Here is an 18,725-nt window from a genome sequence, read left to right as displayed (position 1 = left end):
ATTTCCAGATCCAGTTTCAACGGCCAGATCCTCGAAAATTTCGTGCCCTCCAAAAAAATCAAGAGCGGATTTTTCTTGCAGCCTCTAACAATTTTTTTCGGATCTGACGGGCCGTCTCAACTTTTCATATAAACGGATCAAAGTAGTCGTACTCTGTTACGCCGCCCTGTATTGGTTTACTTATTCGGATGAGTTCGTTCACAATTTTCTTCGCATCGTCGCCAAAAACGGGAAGTGGTTGGTAGTTGTTTTCGTTTAGGCTGCCGTCTGAGTTCTCGTAGGTTGGGACGATGGGCATGTTTTTAAGAACTACTTTACCATCATCTTCTGTGAAGCGCAATCGGAACATCGAGGTCATGCGGGAAAGTAGAGTTGGATCGGCGCCAAAAGCGAAGTCTCCCATGCTGTAAACGATGTATTTGCCGTTGTATTTCTCTACGCTTTCGAGGCGGTGAGGGTGAGAGCCCATGATGATATCCGCGCCGGCGTCAATGATGGCATGGCCGAATTGGGTTTGGTAGTCGACGGGTGTTTCGTGATATTCGACGCCCCAATGCATGTTGACGATAACGAGATTATTCGGTTTTTTATACTTTTTTACGTCCGCTTCGATTTTTGCAAGATAGCTCGCGGATTGTTGGCTCGAGCGGCAATCATAACCGAGTAGAATAGTTTCGATACCGCCTATTTTGGTGATGAGCGGCATATTTTTGTTGAAAACGGGAATATCGTTGTCTTTAAAAGCTTTTAGCGTGTCGTCATAGCCAACTTGGAAGTAGTCCATCGTGTGGTTATTAGCGAGATTGGCGGCATCGACACCGCTTGCTGGCAGGAACGCGACATGCGCTGGATCGCTTTTAATACGCCACATTTTGACTTCGGCTTTCGTCGCATTCGTGAAGGCACTTTCGGCGTTGATAACCGTGTAGTCATCAGATTTGAACCACGGTAAACAGTTTTGATAAACGTACGTGTTGGTGCCGTTATTTTTCTTGAAAACATTGTCGAATTTGAGGTGTTCAGGCGTTTCGGGATAGGTGCCGAACGAGTTGTCGCCGACCATGGTTAGCGTGATGACGCCTTTTTGCTTGAGACCCTGTTCGTAGTTCGCTGCAGCTGCATAGAACCATTGGTATTGCGTGGTTTTGGTAATATCGCTGAGCTTGTTTTCACTCGTTATAAAAGTTGGATAAACCTGTCCGAGCGCTTTTTTATCGGCTTTTCCGGATTTGTATTGTTGGAGCGTTTCTAGGCAAGCGGTTAGGTTTTTGATGTATGTGCTGTTGGCGTCGCTTGTTAGTTTGTACTGTTTTGTGTTGTTTATTAGTGCGGTTAATTGTTTTTGTGAAGTGGTGTCTCCGCCTGAATTAGCCAGGGATTGGAGCGTTGATTTCGTTTGTTCGGATAGCTGTTGAACGGATTTCTGGGTGAGATTTTTGAGCGGTTCAGATTTTGGCGCCTGGTCCAAAGCATGGACAGTCCAAAAAATGCCTACTGCAAAAAATAGAATGATGATGCCTGGTATAATGAGTGTTTTTTTCTTCATTGTGTTGCTCCTTTCAAGAGCGGTTTTCTTTTTAGTATATTATGCGAGTGGGGAAATGGCAATATGTATAAGGATAGAAGTGAGTGTGTAATGCTTGTTCTGCGTCACGATCGCCGCCTCCGGATCCAGCTTCGGGAGCCAGATCCTCGAAAATTTCGTGACCTCCGAAAAAGTTGTTGATGAACTTTCAAAGCGTCGTATGCTTTGATTTAGTGAATCAATATGCAATAGAACGTAGTGATATTGCCATCCTTTTGTGACTTTTCCTGCGGCCCCTAACAATTTTTTTCGGATCTAACGGGCTCCCTCAGCTTTTCATGTTATACTTAACAAAACACCATACAGATATGATGTAGAAATATGAAAGAGGTAGAAATATGAAATTTGATAATATAGGTTCGGATATTGAGAAGGCGCTTGCTGGGTTAGGGTATACGGAGGCGACGGAGGTGCAGCGCGAGGTTGTGCCGCTTGTTTTGGAGGAGAAGGATGTTGTCGTGAAGGCGCAGACTGGGAGTGGGAAGACTGCTTCGTTTGCGATTCCGATTTGTGAGCTCGTGGAGTGGGGCGAGAATAAACCGCAGGCGCTGGTCTTGGAACCGACGCGGGAATTGGCGGCGCAGGTTCAGGAATATTTTACTAATATTGGTCGTTTTAAACGTATCAAGGCGACGGCGATTTTTGGGAAGTCTCCTTTTGCGAAACAGAAATTGGAATTGAAGCAGAAGAGCCATGTTGTTGTTGGGACGCCTGGCCGGACGCTGGATCATATTGAAAAAGGAACGCTGAGCTTGGAGAAGGTGCGCTATTTGGTCATCGATGAGGCGGACGAGATGCTGAACATGGGCTTTATTGAGCAGGTTGAGGCGATTATTCAAGCTTTGCCAAAGGAGCGCGTGACGATGCTTTTCTCGGCGACTTTGCCCGCGGATATCGCGATGTTGAGCGACAAGTATATGAAGGCACCGAAGCACGTCGAAATCGCTGCCACTGGCCTGACGACGGCGGATATTACGCATGAAAAAGTGACGGTGAAGGATGATCGCAAAATGGTCGCGTTACGCGATACGTTGATTGTGCAGAATCCGGAAAGCGCGATTATTTTTTGTCGGACGCAAGAGCGCGTGGATGACACGTATGACCAGCTGCGCCGCATGGGTTATCCTGCTGAGAAGATTCACGGTGGTTTGACGCAAGAAGATCGTTTTGGCGTGATGAACGATTTTAAACGCGGCATGTTTCGCTTTTTAGTGGCAACAGACGTGGCGGCGCGCGGGATCGATATCGAGAACATAACGCTTGTGGTGAATTACGACGTGCCACTTGAAAAAGAGAGCTATGTACATCGGACTGGTCGGACGGGGCGCGCTGGACGAAGCGGGAAGGCCATTACTTTTGTGACGCCGTTTGAGAATCGTTTTATCGGTGAAATCGAGGAGTACATTGGCTTTGAAATTCCGCAAGTTGATCTGCCAAATGAGGCGATTGTGGCGGCGCGAAAACCAGCTTTTGACGAGAAAATGGAAGAAGCACCAGTCGTGAAGAAGGACAAGAGCGCGGCGCTGAGTAAAGATATTATGAAGATTTATTTTAACGGCGGCAAAAAGAAGAAGCTACGCGCGGTGGATTTCGTCGGGACAATCGCGAAATTGGACGGCGTTAGCGCGGATGATATCGGGATTATCACGATTGAGGATAACGTGTCGTTTGTGGAAATTCTGAACGGAAAAGGCGCGCAAGTCGTGAAGGCGATGCAAACCGTTACGGTAAAAGGAAAGAAATTGAAAGTAAGCAAAGCACGGAGATAAGTTAGAAAAAGATGCCTAGTCAGCGCGATTAGACATCTTTTTTCTGGAGTTTTTCGACGGCTGGGAGATTGGCAGGCGACCATTTCAAGTCAGATAATTCGTTAGTGTTGAGCCATTTCATCGCCTGATGGACGTGCAAAATCGGTTCGCCAGTGATGAGATCACAAAGGAAACAAGTGAGGTGAACATTGGCAAATTCGTAGGCGTAAACGGTGTGGTCAAACGCTTGATTCACCGTGATGACACAGCCGATTTCCTCTTGGACTTCGCGAATGAGCGCTTGTTCGGGTGTTTCGCCGGGTTCGATTTTACCGCCTGGAAACTCCCAATCCGCGCCATTAACAGCAGAGTAAGCACGTTGGACGCAGAGGATTTTATTGTTCTTTTGAATGATAGCGCCGACGACATGGATATCTTTTTGCATTGGGATTCCTCCTTTTTCATTCCTTATCATAGCACAATAAGCCCTGATTCGTGTATTTTGTAATATATAGCAGTAGTTATCATATTGAGCTTAGATGGAAGGCGGAAATTAATTGACATGACGAGCGTGATGTTATACTATGGAACTATTGGAGGGCCTTTGAGTCCGTGCACTAGGTGCAAAAGCAGCAGCCGTTTCAAGGGTCTTGAACCCGTATAGCCCCAACAATTTCGTTTTGGCGAGATTGTTGGGGCTATTTTTGTGTTTATATCAATTATTAATGTTTATAAATAGAGATTTGGGCTAGGAAATGTTCAGCTCGGGTCTTTTTGATTACGGTAATATTTATTGGGCTTTCTATTATGTAATCTGAAAGAGCGTAAGACAGGTGAAATATTACTAAAATTACAAATAGAGGGCTGTTTACCTATTTCTCATAACAAATTTACATGGATTAGAGGTAAAAAATAGTCAAATAAGCTATAATAAGAATAATGGAAATTTACTAACAAGGTGGATTGAGAACAAAATGGATGAAAATTTTTATAAGAGTAATAGTGGAGATGCTCAAGAGGTTAGGGAACCAGCTGCTGAGTATGTCATTGAAGAACAATTACAGCAAGTAAACTTAGAGGTTCTAAAAGGTGAAGTAGGGCTTTCTAAAATGGATAAACAACAGAGTAAATTCTTTAACGAAATATCACTAAAAGCATCAGAAAATGGAAAAACTAGATTGATGTACAATGAAGCAGAGCAGTTATTAGATGTATTGAAGAAAGAATTGCTAACATGTGATAGTTTTGATATTGTCGTTAGCTTCATACGTACTTCTGGATTGAGTTTGTTGGTGAGTACGCTAGATCAGCTTCAACAAGCAGGTATTAAAGGTAGAATTATTACCACTACATATTTAAATATTACAGAACCAAGTGCGATGGAAACACTGTTACAGTATCCAAATATCGAAACAAAAATTTATCAACCGCAGAGTAGTGTAGACAGTTTTCATGCTAAATCTTATATCTTTTATCGTAAAAATGATGTTGACTCAATCATTTTAGGATCTTCTAACATTTCAAAAGCAGCATTGAAAAATGGAGAGGAGTGGAATTTACGTACTTATGAAAAAAAATCAGATAGTGTCGTAGAAACAGGTCAGCTGAGATTCGAACATCTTTGGAGACATGATAATATTGTATGTTTGGATGAAGCATATGTTATGGGTTATAAAGAATATTGCCAAATTAAAGATGGGAAATCAACATATAGAGCTAGCTTTAACAATTCTCAAACACTGGGTTCAGGTGAGTTAAGACCTAATTCAATGCAGGATGAAGCTCTGTCAAATATACAGAAATCTATGGATAATGGGCATACTAGAGGGCTTGCCATTGCGGCCACAGGAACAGGTAAAACCTACTTGGCTGCATTTGCTGCAAAGGATATTGGAGCTAGTTCAGTTCTTTTTGTGGCACATCGTATAGAACTTTTAAAAAGTGCTCATAGGACATTCCGCCAAGTGTTTGAGGATGGTTCTGAATCATTTTCTTATTATGTAGGTGGGAAAAAAGAGTTAGCTAAGTTTACATTTGCATCGATGAGAACGCTCGCTAAAGACTTAGAAACTATTTCAAAGGAACATTTTGATTTTGTTATTATTGATGAGTTCCACCGTGCAGCAGCTCCGCAATATGAACGATTGATTGCGCATTTTCATCCTAGATTTTTGTTGGGGCTAACTGCAACGCCTGAGCGGACCGATAAGGTAAATATATATGATTTGGTGGAAAATAATGTAGTCTCTAATATACGATTAGAAGAAGCTTTAGAAAAAGAGCTATTAGCACCTTTTCATTATTTTGGTATCTCAGATAATACGGTATTAGAATTAAATGAAATATCCAGAGATGAACATGAGTTAGTTAAAAAATTAAATACCAACAGACGAATAGAATTGATATTAAAAAATATGAAAAAATATCAGTATAGTGGTGATACATTACATGGTTTAGGATTTTGTGTTAATAAAGAACATGCCAAATTTATGAGTGAGCAATTTAATTCAGAAGGTATAAAAAGTATATGCCTGACTGGTGACGACCAAGGCGATAGAAGATTTGAAATGATTGAACGACTCCGTAATCCAAATGATGAATTGCAGTTTATATTTACTGTGGATATTTTTAATGAAGGTGTTGATATCCCAGAACTAAACTTAATTTTATTTTTGCGTCCCACTGAATCTGCTATTGTTTTTACACAACAACTTGGCCGAGGGTTGCGGAAATCACCAAACAAAGAATATGTCACGGTCCTTGATTTTGTTGCGAATCACAGGAAGAGTTATCTAATTCCAGTGGCATTGATGGGGAATAGAGAACGGGGATATATAGATAAAAATAAAGTACGGTATATGATACAGAGTAATTTTAAAGACTTAAATGCTAATTTGCATATAGATTTGTCTCCAATTGTAAAAGAAGAGATACTGCAAACTCTCGATATAACGAAGTTTAACACCGCGGATAATATTAAGTCTATATTTAAAGATTTTGATAAAGTAGTTAAGGAAAGTACGGGAAGTAATAGAACTGTTCAAATACTCGACTTTGTTAAATTTGAAAATGCTCCAGAGATTAAGCAATTATTATCAGGTACAGTATATAAAAATATCCATACAATAAAGCAGAGAACGGAATTGGCGGATTCTATTGACAGCGCAATTTTCAAAAGTAGTGTGTTGACGAAATTATTTGATAGTATCTCAAGTCTAATTCCTATTCGTAAATTTTATGATTACATCGCTTTAGTTATTTTGTTGAAAGAGAATGAGGTTAGTTTAGAGTTAGTTCAGAACTATGTAGAGTATGTATATTCGATAAAAATAGCAGAAAAGGAACAGGCTTCTATACGATTTGCAATAAATAGGCTAATGGATAATAAGCTTTTAAAGAGAAGTTTCCAAGATGATAACGGAACTATACATTTAGATCAAGAATTATCAAGCATGATAATGGCTGATGAATTTAAAGAACTGCTAAATGATTATCTTGACTATGGTGTGCATAGCTATGAAAAGGAATTTAGCCAAAAAACTCTTCTTCTTGATGAAAAATTACAGCTCTATAAAAAATATAAAAAAGAAGATGTAGCAATACTTGAAGGCGTTGATAAATATCAATCGGCAATGGATCAAGAAGGTGTTCACTTTTATAATAACTGCTTTTACCTTTATGTTAACCTGAATAAAGAAAAGGTTGAAGCTCATTTGGAATACAATGATTATTTTATCGATAAGAGCCAGTTCCATTGGCAATCACAAAATAACACAAGTGAAACTTCGCCTCGTGGAGAACAATTTATTAATCACCAAACATTGGGAATAAAAGTGAAATTATTTGTAAGGAAAAAAGCTAAAGAAGATGGTGTGACTGAACCATTTATTTATTTAGGTGGAGTTGATTTTGTTAGTAGTAATGGCAATAAGCCGATGAATGTAATTTGGCGCTTTCATCAGCCAGTCCCACAACAATTATATGGTGAGCTGACATATTAAAAGCTTGAATCATATCTTGACGAGTAAATAGACTCGAAAGGATGTGATTCAAGCTGAATTAATTTTATGAGAAGGTAAGTTGCTGTAATTTTTGAACCGCTGGAATATCAGCAGGGGCCCAAGTAAGAGAGGTTAAGTCAGATGGTTTTAGCCATTTGATGGCGTTGTGCTCTAAAAGCTTTGGTTCGCCTTGAATCAAGTGACACAAAAATGTTGTGAGATGGACGATGCCGAAATCGTACTCATAAATGGTGTGTTCTAGCTGTTCGCCGATAGTTATTTGACAATCTATCTCTTCTTGAATTTCACGAATCAATGCATTTTGAGGCGTTTCATCTTTTTCAATTTTGCCGCCTGGGAATTCCCATTGGAGTGCAAGCGATGTATTCTCTGCTCTTTGGGCACACAGTATTTTATCATTTTGTATGATGACTGCACCCACGACATGGATATTTTTTTTCATCATCTTTTCCTCCCTATTCTTTTTACTACTCCAATCATAATATAAAATCATGCCAGAGTATACAAAACAAGTAAGAAAACAGGTTTAAGAAAATAATTAAGATATATTATTTGATTAATTCCTCGCGTATCTTTGTATAACGGTATTGATCTCTAATTAGTCCTCAAGTAACTCGAAATAATATCTATCATTTTCCATCATTTTCAGTAAAAACTCTTCTAATGAAGCTGCTATTGGTATATCGTAATAATAGATGTTATTATCTGTAGTTCCAATCGACATTAGCGCACTTTCGCTGACTTCAAAAAATATTAATTTATTTTCCTCATATTCATCGTAAATTTCAATGTCTGGGAAAAATTCGAAATCATTTCTTCGTAATCGGAAATCTCTTACGGATTCGGGGTCCATCAATCTATTTACATTTGAATTAGAGCTTTTTAGGAAGCCATATCCAATATCAGAATAAAAATCTTTAAGGGGCTGAGGAAAGTTCAACTCTAATTCATCTTCGGCCTGTGCGATTTCAGATTTATCAAGTGGGTAAAATTCATTCTCAGTATCATTACTTATAAATTCGTATGCCATTATTTTTTATCTCCTTTGAATAATTCTCGTGCGGGTGAACCAGCACCATGAATACCTGCTTGATGCTCATTCGGGAATTTAGCGGGATGTATATTCCACCACTCATGTTCACCACCGAATGTATTTTCAATTAAGTGATGTGCATCATATTTTTCACCTGGACGTCGAATGATTTTTCCTGTTTTTTCTGAGAAAACATTATCAGTATACTTTGGCCATTCTTGTGCTAGCTTAGTCTCCCAATCGGCGATTATTTTATTTTTTGCGGAATCGAATTTAATTCGGTGCTTTGTGGTTTCAGCGGGCGTTAGTTTAGTATATTCTTTGGTTCGTAGCGCATCTTTAAGTGCATCTACCTGAATCTTAGCAATTTTTCTGCTTGTTTGTTGTTCTACATCTCGAATATAATTTCTAACCAAACCACTATTAATAGATTTTTGAATAACAATAGTTTTCCCGAATTCTTTGATTTGAAGGTTAGATTTAACTTTACTTAGGTTACTTTTTGAGTATAGAAGGCCTTTATTTTTGTAGGCGATCGCACCCACGGCAACACTAGCTAAAATGGAGAAACTCTGCATTTTTGTAATAGGCTCATCTGTATAATAGTAAATCCCACCTATTGCTGCCTTCATTACTTTAGCATCGATATCTTCTTGCGCATTTTTCACAGGTTTGACAGAGCCATTCGCCAAACTTTGGTTATATGCAATCGTCGCTTCTGCACAATCTGCATCTGTTTTTCCGTTCTTGGTCAGTACCCAATAGCTTCCTTGTAACGTCTTGTCGTATTTATCAAAGTTAAACGATTTCTTCGCTTTTTTAGGTTCTAGGGCGCCTAGTTTTATTTTGTTAGAATGGAACGTATGGGAAGAAGCATCAAAAGCAACGCCACTTTCTATTTGTGCCAAGCTTTGTTTGACTTGATGGAGTTTTTCTAAAACGTCACGGAGGACATTTCGATGTGTGGCTTCAAATTGTTCGTAGTTCTCTAATATTTGTTCTTCTCTTCGGAAATTTCCGAGGGCTGTCTCCATTCCTAATTGTAAACCAATATTTTTCCCAATGGAAGCCATACTATTTGCTGTGGAATTGACATTTGCTTTTAAATTTTCTATCTTGTTTTCATATTTTCGCATGTCTGCTTGTAATTCATACATGCGAGCTAAATCGAGTTTTGCATTTGCAGAAGGATCTACTTGCGCGTGGAAATCGGATATATACTTTTTCAGGCATTCTTCGGCATCTATTAAACATGTTTTCGTTCCGTCTAGAAGTGGATAATAAACATCTCGGTAATAAGCTTTTGCTTGGTCACCGATGTTTCCTTGAATTTCTGAGTCAGATAAAAAATGCCCAATCGCAGTCTTTTTATGGTCTAATTCCATTTGTACGCGCTTGGATTCTGCAATGAATACGGTCACAAAATTATGTATTTCTGCAATATCAATACGCGCCATTGGTGTTATTCTCCTCTAATCGTTCTAGTTGGTTACGAATTTGTCGTTGTTCTTCTAGCAATTGGTCTTCTAGTGCATTCGCATTTTTACGTGTTTCCCGCCACTCTGCTTCCATTTCATCTTGTAGTTTCGCGATTGTTGTGTAGGCCTGATTTCCTTGCCAAGCGTCGCTAAAATGCATCAAGATTTTTGCTTTCTCACGATTGAGCTCAATTAATCCAATCTGTACATCCTCTAAATTGCGACGTTTTTGTAGTGCTTGTTCTAACTGTTTCTCAAGTAAAGCTTTCTCTTTTTCCATCTTCCTGAGTGCCTCCCCTTCATCATTTCTTCCAAGAAAAATCTACGCCTGTTTGTAATAACTTAGCAATTTCTTTTTCGGATGCGACAAAAGCCTTTTCCACATTACGCAGGTTTTGAATATCTTTTGAAAAGGCTGTAGGAAATACTTGCAAAAATTGTGTCATTTCCATGCAATCATAGACTAATTCTTGTGCAGTTCCTGTAGAATAGGATACGTTCGGCCTCAATTTTAATGCCAAAGCATCCGTGTTTTTTCCAATCGCAGTCGCATGTTCGGATAATCTACCGCTAGGAAGTTGTATTTTATTTGCCACTTCTTACTCATCCTTTCCTGATTTTAGTTGTCTGCAGAGATATTATACCATAAAGATATATGGAGGTATAAGTTGAAATTTTATATACTTTAAACAGGAGAATAAATAGAATACTCGGAGCCTCCGTCACAATTTATCCACCCCTAAACTCCAGAAATCATGTTATACTGAAAACATGTGAATATATAAACAAAGGAGTTCCGCCAAATGAAAAAAGCCGTACTTGCATGTATCGCGTCACTGGGCCTTGCGCTGACTGGATGCGCGCAATCAACTGAACAATCTTCTGAACCTCATATAGCGCCAAAAATCGCAGCAAACCAACCGCTCACTATTTACCAAGCTACTGATATCCATTATCTCTCCAACACGCTCACCGATGGCAAACAGGCTTTCAAAACCTACCTCGCGACGGGGGACGGTAAGCAGCAGAATTACATCACCGAAATTACGGATGCTTTTGTCGATGATGTGAAGGCGCAGAAACCGGATGTTCTCGTGCTTAGCGGTGACATCACGAATAATGGCGAGAAAGTCAGCCACGAGGAAATGGCGGAGAAATTGGAGGATATCGAGAAAGCGGGTGTCCAAACGTTTGTTATTCCTGGGAATCATGATGTTTTGAACCCTTACGCGCGTAAATTTGAAGGGGATAAGCAGTTGAAAGCGGAGGATATTACGCCGGATGAGTTTGCCGAAATTTATCGTCATTCGGGTTATGATGAGGCGGTGATGCGGGATGATTCCACGCTTAGTTATCTCGCGGCGCCGTCCGAGGATGTTTGGCTTTTGATGGTGGATACGGCGGATTACGAGAATAATAAGCGTTATGGTGCACCGGAGACGAACGGGTATATTAGCACGGAGACGTTCGCTTGGATTCAGGAATGCATTGATTTGGCGAAGAAGCATGGGGCGGAGCTGGTTACGGTGACGCATCACAATTTGCTCGATCATAGTGAGCTTTTGACAAAAGGGTTCACGATTGTGCAGAACAAGGAGGCGGTGTCGCTTTTTGCGAAGAATGATCTGGCGCTGAACTTGAGTGGGCATGTGCATATTCAGGATATTAGGTCGGAAACGTCGCATGACCGCACGATTTATGATGTCGCGACGAGCTCGATGGCGATGTATCCGCAGCAGTATGGTGTCGTTAACTACGCGCCGAATAAGGGGTTGTCTTATAAAACGCAGCGTGTGGATGTGGAAAAATATGCGTGGAAAATAAACTCGAAGGACCCGAATTTGCTCGGTTTTCAGCAGTATTCGAAGGCTTATTTTGGCCAGTTTAGCTATACGAAGGCGCTCAGCGATTTGTTCCAAACTGGGAAATATGATCCGGATGATGTGGAGGAGATGGCAAAAACGATGGAACAGGTCAATTTTGCGTATTTCACGGGGGATAAGAGCTTTTTGAATGGTGTGGAGAAGACGCCAGGCTATGCGTTGTGGCAGAAGGCGAACGGGGAGTTTATGACGCAGTATATCGATTATATTGTGGCGCATAAATCCAAAAATGACCTCACGTTGGAAATTCTGGAAAGTTAGGTCTGTAGATAAACTACTTCACATGATTTCCCCTCCAAACCTCAGCGCGTCGACAAATGCTTAGTCTCTAGGAAAAAGCGAGTACCAGCGCGGAGTATACTAGAGTATGTGAGCACTGGAACGGAGTTTTAACGACGAGAATGAGCGTTTGTCGACACGCTGAGATGGTCAAAGATGGTTTGGCGTGCTATACTTAGTGAGAATGATTATCACTAGGAGGACTATCGATGGCTAAAAATATATCAGAAATTATAATGGAGCGCCGTAGTATCAAGCAGGTGGACGAGACGCCAATCGAGCGCGGGGTTATTAATGACATTTTGGAGAAATCGGCTTTTGCACCGTTTCATAGTAAAATCGAACCGTGGCATGTAGCGGTTTTATCGACGGAAGGGGAGAAGCGCCGTTTTGTGGAGGCGATTGTGAACTCGATGGAGCGGATGCAGGGCGAGCCGTTGACGCATGAGCGGCGCGAGCAGATTCGTGCTGGGAATGAGCGCAAGATTGTGGCGCCGCCTTATACGCTGATCGTGACGACGGATATTATCGGTAGCGGTAAGAAGGATTTTGAGGCAATCGCTGCGACGAGTGCGTTTATTCAGAACATCCAACTTTTGGCATGGGAAGCAGGTCTTGGCGTGCTGTGGCGGACGAATAACTTTATTTTTGATCCTGGCGTTGTGACGGAGCTGGGGCTGGATGGGCAGCAGATCGTTGGTTGCTTGCAGGTTACGCGGGTCAACGAGGTTCCAGATGCGAAGCCACGCCGCGCAATGAATGAGTGGGTAAAGGATTTAGGCGAGTAATAAAAAAATGAGGCTCTAGTCATGCAACACTTGGCTAGGGCATTTTTGTCATTTTGTGCTATAATAGTTGTGTGATTAGTTCGAAAACTAGGAGGGATTCTGATCGTTAATTATCAGGGTAAAAAGTTCACAGTGGTCGAAAACTCGGGAAATGGCGAGGTGTCTGAAAAAACGGTTTTTCATTATTTTCAAGATGGCGATGTCATTTCGGGGACATACGAGGGTGGCGAGATTGAGCGTGGGACACTGATTGGTGTTGTTCACAAGGATGGATCGATTGATTTCCGTTATAATCATGTAAGCGTCCACAAAAAAATTCGAAGCGGGACGTGCCACTCGACACCAGAATTTTTACCAGATGGGAAACTTCGTATGCACGAGAAATGGCAATGGAATGGGCTAGAGAGAGATTCTGGGACATCGATTGTGGAAGAGATTTGATGGTGTTGTTGGCTCCTTTTTGAGGGGCTTTTTGCATTTTTCAACTCAATTTGACTCGATTATTGTTTGTGTGATACAATTTGGTTGTTATAAATAAAACTAAAAAGGAGTAGGGAGTATGAAGACAACTTGGAAAAAGAATGGTATAGGATTTTTTGTGATGATTTTACTTTTAAGTGCATTTGGTTGGTCAATGAATGTCTATGCTGCATCAAGTTCTTACAGTGTCAGTGGAAGCAGCTATATTGATGGTAAAGCATCTAAATCTTGGAAAACGTTAGATAAGGGAAAGGCGTATCTAAGAGTAAACAGTTTGGATGGTAAAGGTACGCCTTATTTTAAACTGAAAAGAATGATAACGATTGGTATTGATAAGTCATACGGTGAGATAAAGGTAACGAAAAAAGGGACGTTTAAATTTCCGAATAATGTGGATAAAAATGATAATCGTTATTATTTAGTTGTAAATGTTAGTGGTGGGAAAATGTCTTCCTCAGGCTCTGTATTGAACTAATGGGATATGAAGAGTATACGATAGATGGTTTGGTGCCAATGTTCCTGATTACTTGCGTTTATATATTCATACGTATCATACTAATACTCAAAAATAAGCGAATGGATGGCTATAAAGAGATAAGCCGCTTGTTTCTTGTTCTGTATCTTGTTATATTAATTGTAGTGACTCTATTCCCAATAAATATCATTATCGGGGAGTATGAGCAACGGTATCGGGAAATTGTGGTTAATTTAAATCCACTACAGTTTTTCGGTTTGTTGGATGCTGATTTTTCGATAATTGTGAGGAATTTGGGTGGCAATCTTGTTATGATGATACCTTTCGCTATTTTGTTGCCAGTTAATTTTAGATGGATGCGGCACTTTGGGCGTGTTATTGTGATTGTCTTAACAACTTCGATAGGGATTGAAATTTTGCAGTATGTTTGGCAATTGACGATGCTCAATGTGTGGCGGGCGACGGATATCAATGATGTGATATTGAATGTCTGTGGTGGAGCTATTGGTTATGCTTTGTATTATTATTTATTTCGACGTGTACCATTTATGAAGCGCTTTATTATCGGATAGTTTTGTAGAGGTAGTTGCAATTCTGATTTGTAACTGCCTTATTATATAGTGGAATCGGCGGAGAGTGGGAATGAAATGCTAGAAATCATAAACTTAGAAAAGCGATATAAAAACAAGATTATCTTGTCAAACTTTAATATGAAACTGGATTCTCGTGGCATTATCTTTTTCTTAGGAAAGAACGGCGCGGGGAAAACGACTTTTTTCAACTGTATCATGGGGTTTGAAGATTATTCTGGTGAGATTGTGAAATCGAGAAATATTGCTGCTGTTTTTGATGAATCGCATTTATACAGCAATTTAAACGCGTATGATAATATTGGTTTATTAGTCAGACGGGATTTGGACGGGGACGAGCAGGAATTGATGCTGAAATACATAGATGTTAGCGTGTTGAAGAGAAAGGTAAAATCCTATTCACTGGGGCAAAAAAAGATTTTGTCGATTCTTATCGCTATTTTCACAAAGCCGGAAATGCTTATTTTGGATGAGGTGTCTAATGGGCTGGATTATGAGACTGCGAAACAAGTCAGGAATCTACTAGTATCGTGCAAAAAGGACATGCTTATTTTAGTTTGCGGGCATCAGTTTGATTTTTATAATCGGATTTTGGATGAGGTTTTTGTGATCCATGATGCGGCATTAATCCATGTTGCTAGAAATGAGTTTACAGATTTGGAGAGCGTATATGAAAAGTATGTGGGATAGTGTCAAGATGCAATTATTTTATCAATGGAAGGCGAAATATGTGATTACACTGCTGCTGTTTCTTGTTGTATTATGTGGTTTTTCGAGTTATGCGCAATATAGTTCGCTTCACCAGAAAGAGGCTCGCTTTGATGATACTTTGCAGATGTATGAAAAAGATGGTATTACTTTAAAACAAGCGTTATCGGAGGATTTAGAAATTATAAAGGATGGGAATTCGGAGGAAATAAGTAACGTATTGAAGTATGATTATTATCGTGTGATTGCGGCTAAAGTTGCGCTGAATCCGCTGAATGACCCGAATCAAATTTTTACGTCTGTTGCGATTTTGTTTTTGCCTATTGTATTTGGTATATATAGCTGTCACGTTGCGTTTTTTGATTTTAAACATAGAACCATGAAGAGTCAGCTGCTATTGAAAGGTTATAGATCGTTATTTTTTGGTAAGCTTTTGTCGATAGTGGTTATGGCTGTTGTTTCGGTTGTGGGAACGGTGCTCATTTCGATGGGAATTCAGTATGTGTTCAACTTAATGATGGGTATTCAGCCGAACGTAAGTGTGAGTTATTTGTCGGAATTACCGATGCAATTTGTGTATCAATCTGCGGTCTTGATTTTATTCGGGTGCTTCTTCTTTTTGCTGACAATTGTTGTGCGGTCAACGTTGATTAGTATTGTTGCGCTATTTGTGTACATGCTGCTTGTCCCTAATTTAGGTGGCTTTGATTTGAAAAATTTAATGCTCCTTACTGTGCCGAAAATATATAATACTTCTGCTTCCACGATGGACGTTATTTCTGGGGAGAATGCGAATTTGATGCTGGGTTATTTGGTCGTGTTTGCTGTTTTTGTAGTATTGATTTTTGTTGTGTATAAGTGGGATAAGAAGAGGTTGTGTCCGAGGCTTTGAAGGGTAGTTCATTAGGAGGGAATTGCTAAAATGGGCATAACATATGATCCAGCTTTAATTATTATTTTGGCGATTGCGATTCTTGCCGTGATGGCGATAACTTTGGGATTTCTTTTGAAAGAGAAGAAGTTGGATAGGTATTACTTTGCGACGATTTTGTTTGGTGTTTATTTGGTATTTTTGATTAAGTTTGTGATTTTTCCGTTTACGGTATTTGCCTATTTGTTGGATGCTGGGAGTTATGCGGTGACGGATTATATTAATTCGATACCGTTTCATCAGTTTTTGAATGGGTCTGGCGCGGATTGGTATCAAGCGATGGGGAATGTGATGTTGCTATTTCCTCTTGGGATTTATGTGGGTGTGATGAAGCCGAAACTCTCATTTGTGCGGATGTTCTGTGTCGGATTACTTACTTCGGTCATGATTGAATCGGTGCAGTTATTTTTGGATATTGTGTTTATTTATCCAAATCATTTTATGGATGTGACGGATGTCATTTTGAATGTGAGTGGGTTTGTTTTTGGATGCCTGATTTGTCGAATGGCGTTTATGCGGAATATGTATCAGATAGAAAAATTTTGATGGGGTGGATGCTAGGCTTGGTGGTGTCTTATCCTTTTTGTGAAAAACCTAACTAGTCTAAAAAGACAAATTATTTGTTGACATCTGATTTTAGGGATGGTAAGATACATCCAATCATAAAAATTATACAGTCCTTATTAAGAGTTGGGGGAGGAACCTGGTCCTTTGATCCCACAGCAACCTCTAGTGATAGAACGGTGCTCATTCCAGCAGGCGAGCGTTTTTGGCCTGGCAAATAGGGAGAAGAGGGATCTCTTTTCCAAATTCGGAAGGGAGGTTCTTTTTTGTCTTAATTCATAGTAAATGCATCGGATATATATGTTTTAAAAAGAAAGTGGGGATGAGATGAGTCGAATCGTGATTTTGTCTGGTAGTCCATCGGCGCAATCGGGGACGGATAAGGTTTTGCGGTATGCTGGTGGGATTTTGCAGGGGAATGGGGTGGAGGTTAGTTTTCACTCGGTGCGGGATTTTGCGGCGGAAACGTTGGTGAATGCGGACTTTAAGGATACGCGGATTGGGGAATTGGTCGCGGATATTGAGGCGGCGGATGGCGTGATTGTGGGATCGCCGGTTTATAAGGCTTCGTATACGGGGGTTTTGAAGGCGGTTCTGGATTTGTTGCCGGAGAATATTTTGAAAAATAAGGTTGTTCTGCCGATTATGTCTGGTGGGAGCAGTGGGCATGTGTTGGCGATTGATTTTGCGTTAAAACCGCTACTTGGTGTGTTGAAGGGCGAGGTTTTGCAAGGGGTTTACGTGGTGGACGCGCAGGTGGATAAGGCGGCGGTTGTGCCGATTCGGGATGTGGAGTTGGAGCAGCGGTTGCGTGGGCAGTTGACGGAATTGGTCGTGGCGGTCGGTAGGCGTGAAGTGGGGCAAATTATTTAAAAAGGGGACGAGTGAGATGGCGGAAAATTTATCGATTGTTGTTTGGGCGAAACAGGGTTGTGCGTATTGTGCGGAGGTTAAGGATTATTTGACGAAGGAGGGGCATGAATTTCAGGTGGTGGATGTGACGGATCATGATGAACAGCGGGATATTTTGCAGGCGAAATACGGGGTGCGTTATGTTCCAGTGGTCGAAATTGGTCGGGGGCATACATATCGGGGCGTGACGGAACTCGGTTTGCCAGCGCTTGAGACGGCTTTGAGGGAGGCGGAGAAATGGGATTTAGACTCAGTTTATTAGATCAGAGCCCGATTGCGGATGGAAAAAGTGGGTATCAGGCGTTGCAGCAGACGATTGCGTTGGCGGAAAAGGCGGAGGAATGGGGATATCACAGGTTTTGGGTGTCGGAGCATCATGATACGAAGTTGTTGGCTGGTGTTTCGCCGGAGGTTTTGGTGTCGCATTTGTTGGCGCGCACAGAGCGGATTCGGGTTGGTTCGGGTGGCGTGATGTTGCAGCATTATAGTGCGTATAAGGTCGCGGAGAACTTCAATTTGTTAGCCACGTTAGCGCCGAATCGAGTGGATTTGGGTGTTGGGAAGGCGCCTGGTGGTTTGCCGTTATCGACGAAGGCTTTACAATTTGGACGGTCGGGAAAAACGGATTTTGAGGAGCAGTTGGTGCTTTTGAGGCAGTTCGTGGATGATGAGGTGCCTGCGGATCATGTGTTGGCGGGTGTTGGGGTCGATCCTGAGCCGCCGACGAAACCGGAGATTTTCTTGCTGGGTGCGAGTGTGGCGAGTGCGGAATTGGCGGGTGCGCAGGGTGTGAATTATTGTTTTGCGAAATTTATTAATAGTGATGAGGCGGTTCTGAAGGAGGCAGTGACGGCGTTTCGGGCGGCGAATCCGGATGGGGAGTTAATTATTGCGGTTCCTGTTTTGGTGGCGGATACGGAAGGCGAGGCACGGGCGCTTGCGGGTGAGCAAAAAGTGGTGCGGGTGACGCTTTCGACGGGTGTTTCGGTGACGGTGCAGACGGTGGCGCAGGCGGAGGAGTTTGCGAGACAGGCTGGTGTGACGGATTTCGAGATAGAAGAGCGTGTGGCGGATATTATTGTTGGGACGGCGCAACAGGTGAAGGCGGAATTGGTGCGGTTGCGGGCGACGTTTGATGTGGATGAGTTCGTGATTCATACGCCGGTTGCGAGGCAGGACGCGAGGTTCCGATCGGTGCAGTTGCTTAGTGAGGCGATTTTGACGGTGGATGTGAGATGAGAAGGGGGAA

General features: G+C 41.3%; 20 protein-coding genes and 1 riboswitch. Of the genes, 13 read left to right on the top strand and 7 right to left on the bottom strand.

Annotation, left to right across the window (positions count from 1 at the left end):
- Positions 1-124: 124 nt before the first annotated feature.
- Positions 125-1,546: a CapA family protein gene (locus EP58_RS14715; protein WP_036094594.1), complete on the bottom strand. Its 1,422-nt coding sequence runs from the start codon at positions 1,544-1,546 to the stop codon at positions 125-127.
- Positions 1,547-1,923: 377 nt separating this feature from the next.
- On the opposite strand from EP58_RS14715, the gene EP58_RS14710 reads away from it, so the two are divergent.
- Positions 1,924-3,354 carry a DEAD/DEAH box helicase gene (locus EP58_RS14710; RefSeq protein WP_036094592.1) on the top strand — a complete coding sequence of 477 codons (1,431 nt, stop codon included), beginning with the start codon at positions 1,924-1,926 and terminating at the stop codon, positions 3,352-3,354.
- A gap of 28 nt (positions 3,355-3,382) precedes the next feature.
- Here EP58_RS14710 and mutT read toward each other — a convergent pair whose 3' ends face one another.
- Positions 3,383-3,778, bottom strand: a complete 396-nt coding sequence (mutT, locus tag EP58_RS14705) for an 8-oxo-dGTP diphosphatase MutT (protein ID WP_036094591.1) — start codon at positions 3,776-3,778, stop codon at positions 3,383-3,385.
- 529 nt (positions 3,779-4,307) lie between these two features.
- On the opposite strand from mutT, the gene EP58_RS14700 reads away from it, so the two are divergent.
- Complete coding sequence (locus tag EP58_RS14700) at positions 4,308-7,334, top strand: DUF3427 domain-containing protein (RefSeq protein WP_052171464.1); 3,027 nt, start codon at positions 4,308-4,310, stop codon at positions 7,332-7,334.
- Between the two features lie 64 nt (positions 7,335-7,398).
- Here the strand turns inward: EP58_RS14700 and EP58_RS14695 are convergent, their stop codons facing one another.
- The 5 genes from EP58_RS14695 to EP58_RS14675 all read right to left on the bottom strand — a co-directional run bounded on the left by EP58_RS14695 (position 7,399) and on the right by EP58_RS14675 (position 10,462).
- Entirely contained in the window at positions 7,399-7,797 is a 399-nt protein-coding gene (locus EP58_RS14695; protein ID WP_036094589.1) for a (deoxy)nucleoside triphosphate pyrophosphohydrolase, read from the bottom strand.
- Between the two features lie 156 nt (positions 7,798-7,953).
- Complete coding sequence (locus EP58_RS14690; RefSeq protein ID WP_036094587.1) at positions 7,954-8,385, bottom strand: SMI1/KNR4 family protein; 432 nt, start codon at positions 8,383-8,385, stop codon at positions 7,954-7,956.
- Positions 8,385-9,845: a T7SS effector LXG polymorphic toxin gene (locus tag EP58_RS17830; protein WP_036094584.1), complete on the bottom strand. Its 1,461-nt coding sequence runs from the start codon at positions 9,843-9,845 to the stop codon at positions 8,385-8,387. Before EP58_RS17830 ends, EP58_RS14690 begins: the two co-directional genes overlap by 1 nt.
- Entirely contained in the window at positions 9,832-10,146 is a 315-nt protein-coding gene (locus EP58_RS14680; RefSeq protein ID WP_036094582.1) for a hypothetical protein, read from the bottom strand. The genes EP58_RS17830 and EP58_RS14680 overlap by 14 nt, the downstream gene beginning before the upstream one ends.
- 22 nt (positions 10,147-10,168) lie before the next feature.
- Positions 10,169-10,462, bottom strand: a complete 294-nt coding sequence (locus tag EP58_RS14675; protein ID WP_036094581.1) for a hypothetical protein — start codon at positions 10,460-10,462, stop codon at positions 10,169-10,171.
- Between the two features lie 207 nt (positions 10,463-10,669).
- Between EP58_RS14675 and EP58_RS14670 the strand changes: the two genes are divergently transcribed.
- From EP58_RS14670 to EP58_RS14620, 11 genes are all read left to right on the top strand, one after another.
- The gene (locus EP58_RS14670) at positions 10,670-12,010 is read left to right on the top strand and encodes a metallophosphoesterase (RefSeq protein ID WP_052171463.1); all 1,341 of its coding nucleotides are present in this window, start codon (positions 10,670-10,672) and stop codon (positions 12,008-12,010) included.
- Positions 12,011-12,237: 227 nt separating this feature from the next.
- On the top strand, positions 12,238-12,816 hold the full coding sequence (locus tag EP58_RS14665) for a nitroreductase family protein (protein ID WP_036094579.1): 579 nt from the start codon (positions 12,238-12,240) through the stop codon (positions 12,814-12,816).
- Positions 12,817-12,912: 96 nt separating this feature from the next.
- The gene (locus EP58_RS14660) at positions 12,913-13,257 is read left to right on the top strand and encodes an avidin-fold protein (protein ID WP_474200026.1); all 345 of its coding nucleotides are present in this window, start codon (positions 12,913-12,915) and stop codon (positions 13,255-13,257) included.
- A 118-nt stretch (positions 13,258-13,375) separates the two neighbouring features.
- Positions 13,376-13,771 carry a hypothetical protein gene (locus EP58_RS14655; RefSeq protein ID WP_036094576.1) on the top strand — a complete coding sequence of 132 codons (396 nt, stop codon included), beginning with the start codon at positions 13,376-13,378 and terminating at the stop codon, positions 13,769-13,771.
- The gene (locus EP58_RS14650) at positions 13,771-14,343 is read left to right on the top strand and encodes a VanZ family protein (protein WP_036094575.1); all 573 of its coding nucleotides are present in this window, start codon (positions 13,771-13,773) and stop codon (positions 14,341-14,343) included. The genes EP58_RS14655 and EP58_RS14650 overlap by 1 nt, the downstream gene beginning before the upstream one ends.
- A gap of 75 nt (positions 14,344-14,418) precedes the next feature.
- Positions 14,419-15,051, top strand: coding sequence for an ATP-binding cassette domain-containing protein (locus EP58_RS14645; protein WP_036094574.1), 633 nt, complete (start codon positions 14,419-14,421; stop codon positions 15,049-15,051).
- Entirely contained in the window at positions 15,032-15,961 is a 930-nt protein-coding gene (locus tag EP58_RS14640; RefSeq protein WP_036094573.1) for an ABC transporter permease, read from the top strand. Before EP58_RS14645 ends, EP58_RS14640 begins: the two co-directional genes overlap by 20 nt.
- 30 nt (positions 15,962-15,991) lie before the next feature.
- Entirely contained in the window at positions 15,992-16,546 is a 555-nt protein-coding gene (locus tag EP58_RS17080; RefSeq protein ID WP_052171462.1) for a VanZ family protein, read from the top strand.
- 131 nt (positions 16,547-16,677) lie between these two features.
- Positions 16,678-16,788: riboswitch (SAM riboswitch) on the top strand.
- 103 nt (positions 16,789-16,891) lie between these two features.
- On the top strand, positions 16,892-17,437 hold the full coding sequence (gene ssuE / locus EP58_RS14630) for an NADPH-dependent FMN reductase (RefSeq protein WP_036094571.1): 546 nt from the start codon (positions 16,892-16,894) through the stop codon (positions 17,435-17,437).
- A gap of 16 nt (positions 17,438-17,453) precedes the next feature.
- Positions 17,454-17,738: a glutaredoxin family protein gene (locus EP58_RS14625; protein WP_036094569.1), complete on the top strand. Its 285-nt coding sequence runs from the start codon at positions 17,454-17,456 to the stop codon at positions 17,736-17,738.
- Positions 17,714-18,715, top strand: a complete 1,002-nt coding sequence (locus tag EP58_RS14620) for an LLM class flavin-dependent oxidoreductase (RefSeq protein WP_036094567.1) — start codon at positions 17,714-17,716, stop codon at positions 18,713-18,715. Before EP58_RS14625 ends, EP58_RS14620 begins: the two co-directional genes overlap by 25 nt.
- Positions 18,716-18,725 lie beyond the last annotated feature (10 nt).

The sequence above is a fragment of the Paenilisteria newyorkensis genome (genome assembly GCF_000766145.1).
Lineage (GTDB): Bacteria > Bacillota > Bacilli > Lactobacillales > Listeriaceae > Listeria_A > Listeria_A newyorkensis.
This window is presented reverse-complemented; position numbering and strand designations above follow the sequence as displayed.

Coding starts and splice junctions, on each gene's coding strand:
- EP58_RS14715 (WP_036094594.1), bottom strand. CDS start 1,546: ATGAAGAAAAAAACACTCATTATACCAGGCATCATCATTCTATTTTTT.
- EP58_RS14710 (WP_036094592.1), top strand. CDS start 1,924: ATGAAATTTGATAATATAGGTTCGGATATTGAGAAGGCGCTTGCTGGG.
- mutT (WP_036094591.1), bottom strand. CDS start 3,778: ATGCAAAAAGATATCCATGTCGTCGGCGCTATCATTCAAAAGAACAAT.
- EP58_RS14700 (WP_052171464.1), top strand. CDS start 4,308: ATGGATGAAAATTTTTATAAGAGTAATAGTGGAGATGCTCAAGAGGTT.
- EP58_RS14695 (WP_036094589.1), bottom strand. CDS start 7,797: ATGAAAAAAAATATCCATGTCGTGGGTGCAGTCATCATACAAAATGAT.
- EP58_RS14690 (WP_036094587.1), bottom strand. CDS start 8,385: ATGGCATACGAATTTATAAGTAATGATACTGAGAATGAATTTTACCCA.
- EP58_RS17830 (WP_036094584.1), bottom strand. CDS start 9,845: ATGGCGCGTATTGATATTGCAGAAATACATAATTTTGTGACCGTATTC.
- EP58_RS14680 (WP_036094582.1), bottom strand. CDS start 10,146: ATGGAAAAAGAGAAAGCTTTACTTGAGAAACAGTTAGAACAAGCACTA.
- EP58_RS14670 (WP_052171463.1), top strand. CDS start 10,670: ATGAAAAAAGCCGTACTTGCATGTATCGCGTCACTGGGCCTTGCGCTG.
- EP58_RS14665 (WP_036094579.1), top strand. CDS start 12,238: ATGGCTAAAAATATATCAGAAATTATAATGGAGCGCCGTAGTATCAAG.
- EP58_RS14655 (WP_036094576.1), top strand. CDS start 13,376: ATGAAGACAACTTGGAAAAAGAATGGTATAGGATTTTTTGTGATGATT.
- EP58_RS14650 (WP_036094575.1), top strand. CDS start 13,771: ATGGGATATGAAGAGTATACGATAGATGGTTTGGTGCCAATGTTCCTG.
- EP58_RS14645 (WP_036094574.1), top strand. CDS start 14,419: ATGCTAGAAATCATAAACTTAGAAAAGCGATATAAAAACAAGATTATC.
- EP58_RS14640 (WP_036094573.1), top strand. CDS start 15,032: ATGAAAAGTATGTGGGATAGTGTCAAGATGCAATTATTTTATCAATGG.
- EP58_RS17080 (WP_052171462.1), top strand. CDS start 15,992: ATGGGCATAACATATGATCCAGCTTTAATTATTATTTTGGCGATTGCG.
- ssuE (WP_036094571.1), top strand. CDS start 16,892: ATGAGTCGAATCGTGATTTTGTCTGGTAGTCCATCGGCGCAATCGGGG.
- EP58_RS14625 (WP_036094569.1), top strand. CDS start 17,454: ATGGCGGAAAATTTATCGATTGTTGTTTGGGCGAAACAGGGTTGTGCG.
- EP58_RS14620 (WP_036094567.1), top strand. CDS start 17,714: ATGGGATTTAGACTCAGTTTATTAGATCAGAGCCCGATTGCGGATGGA.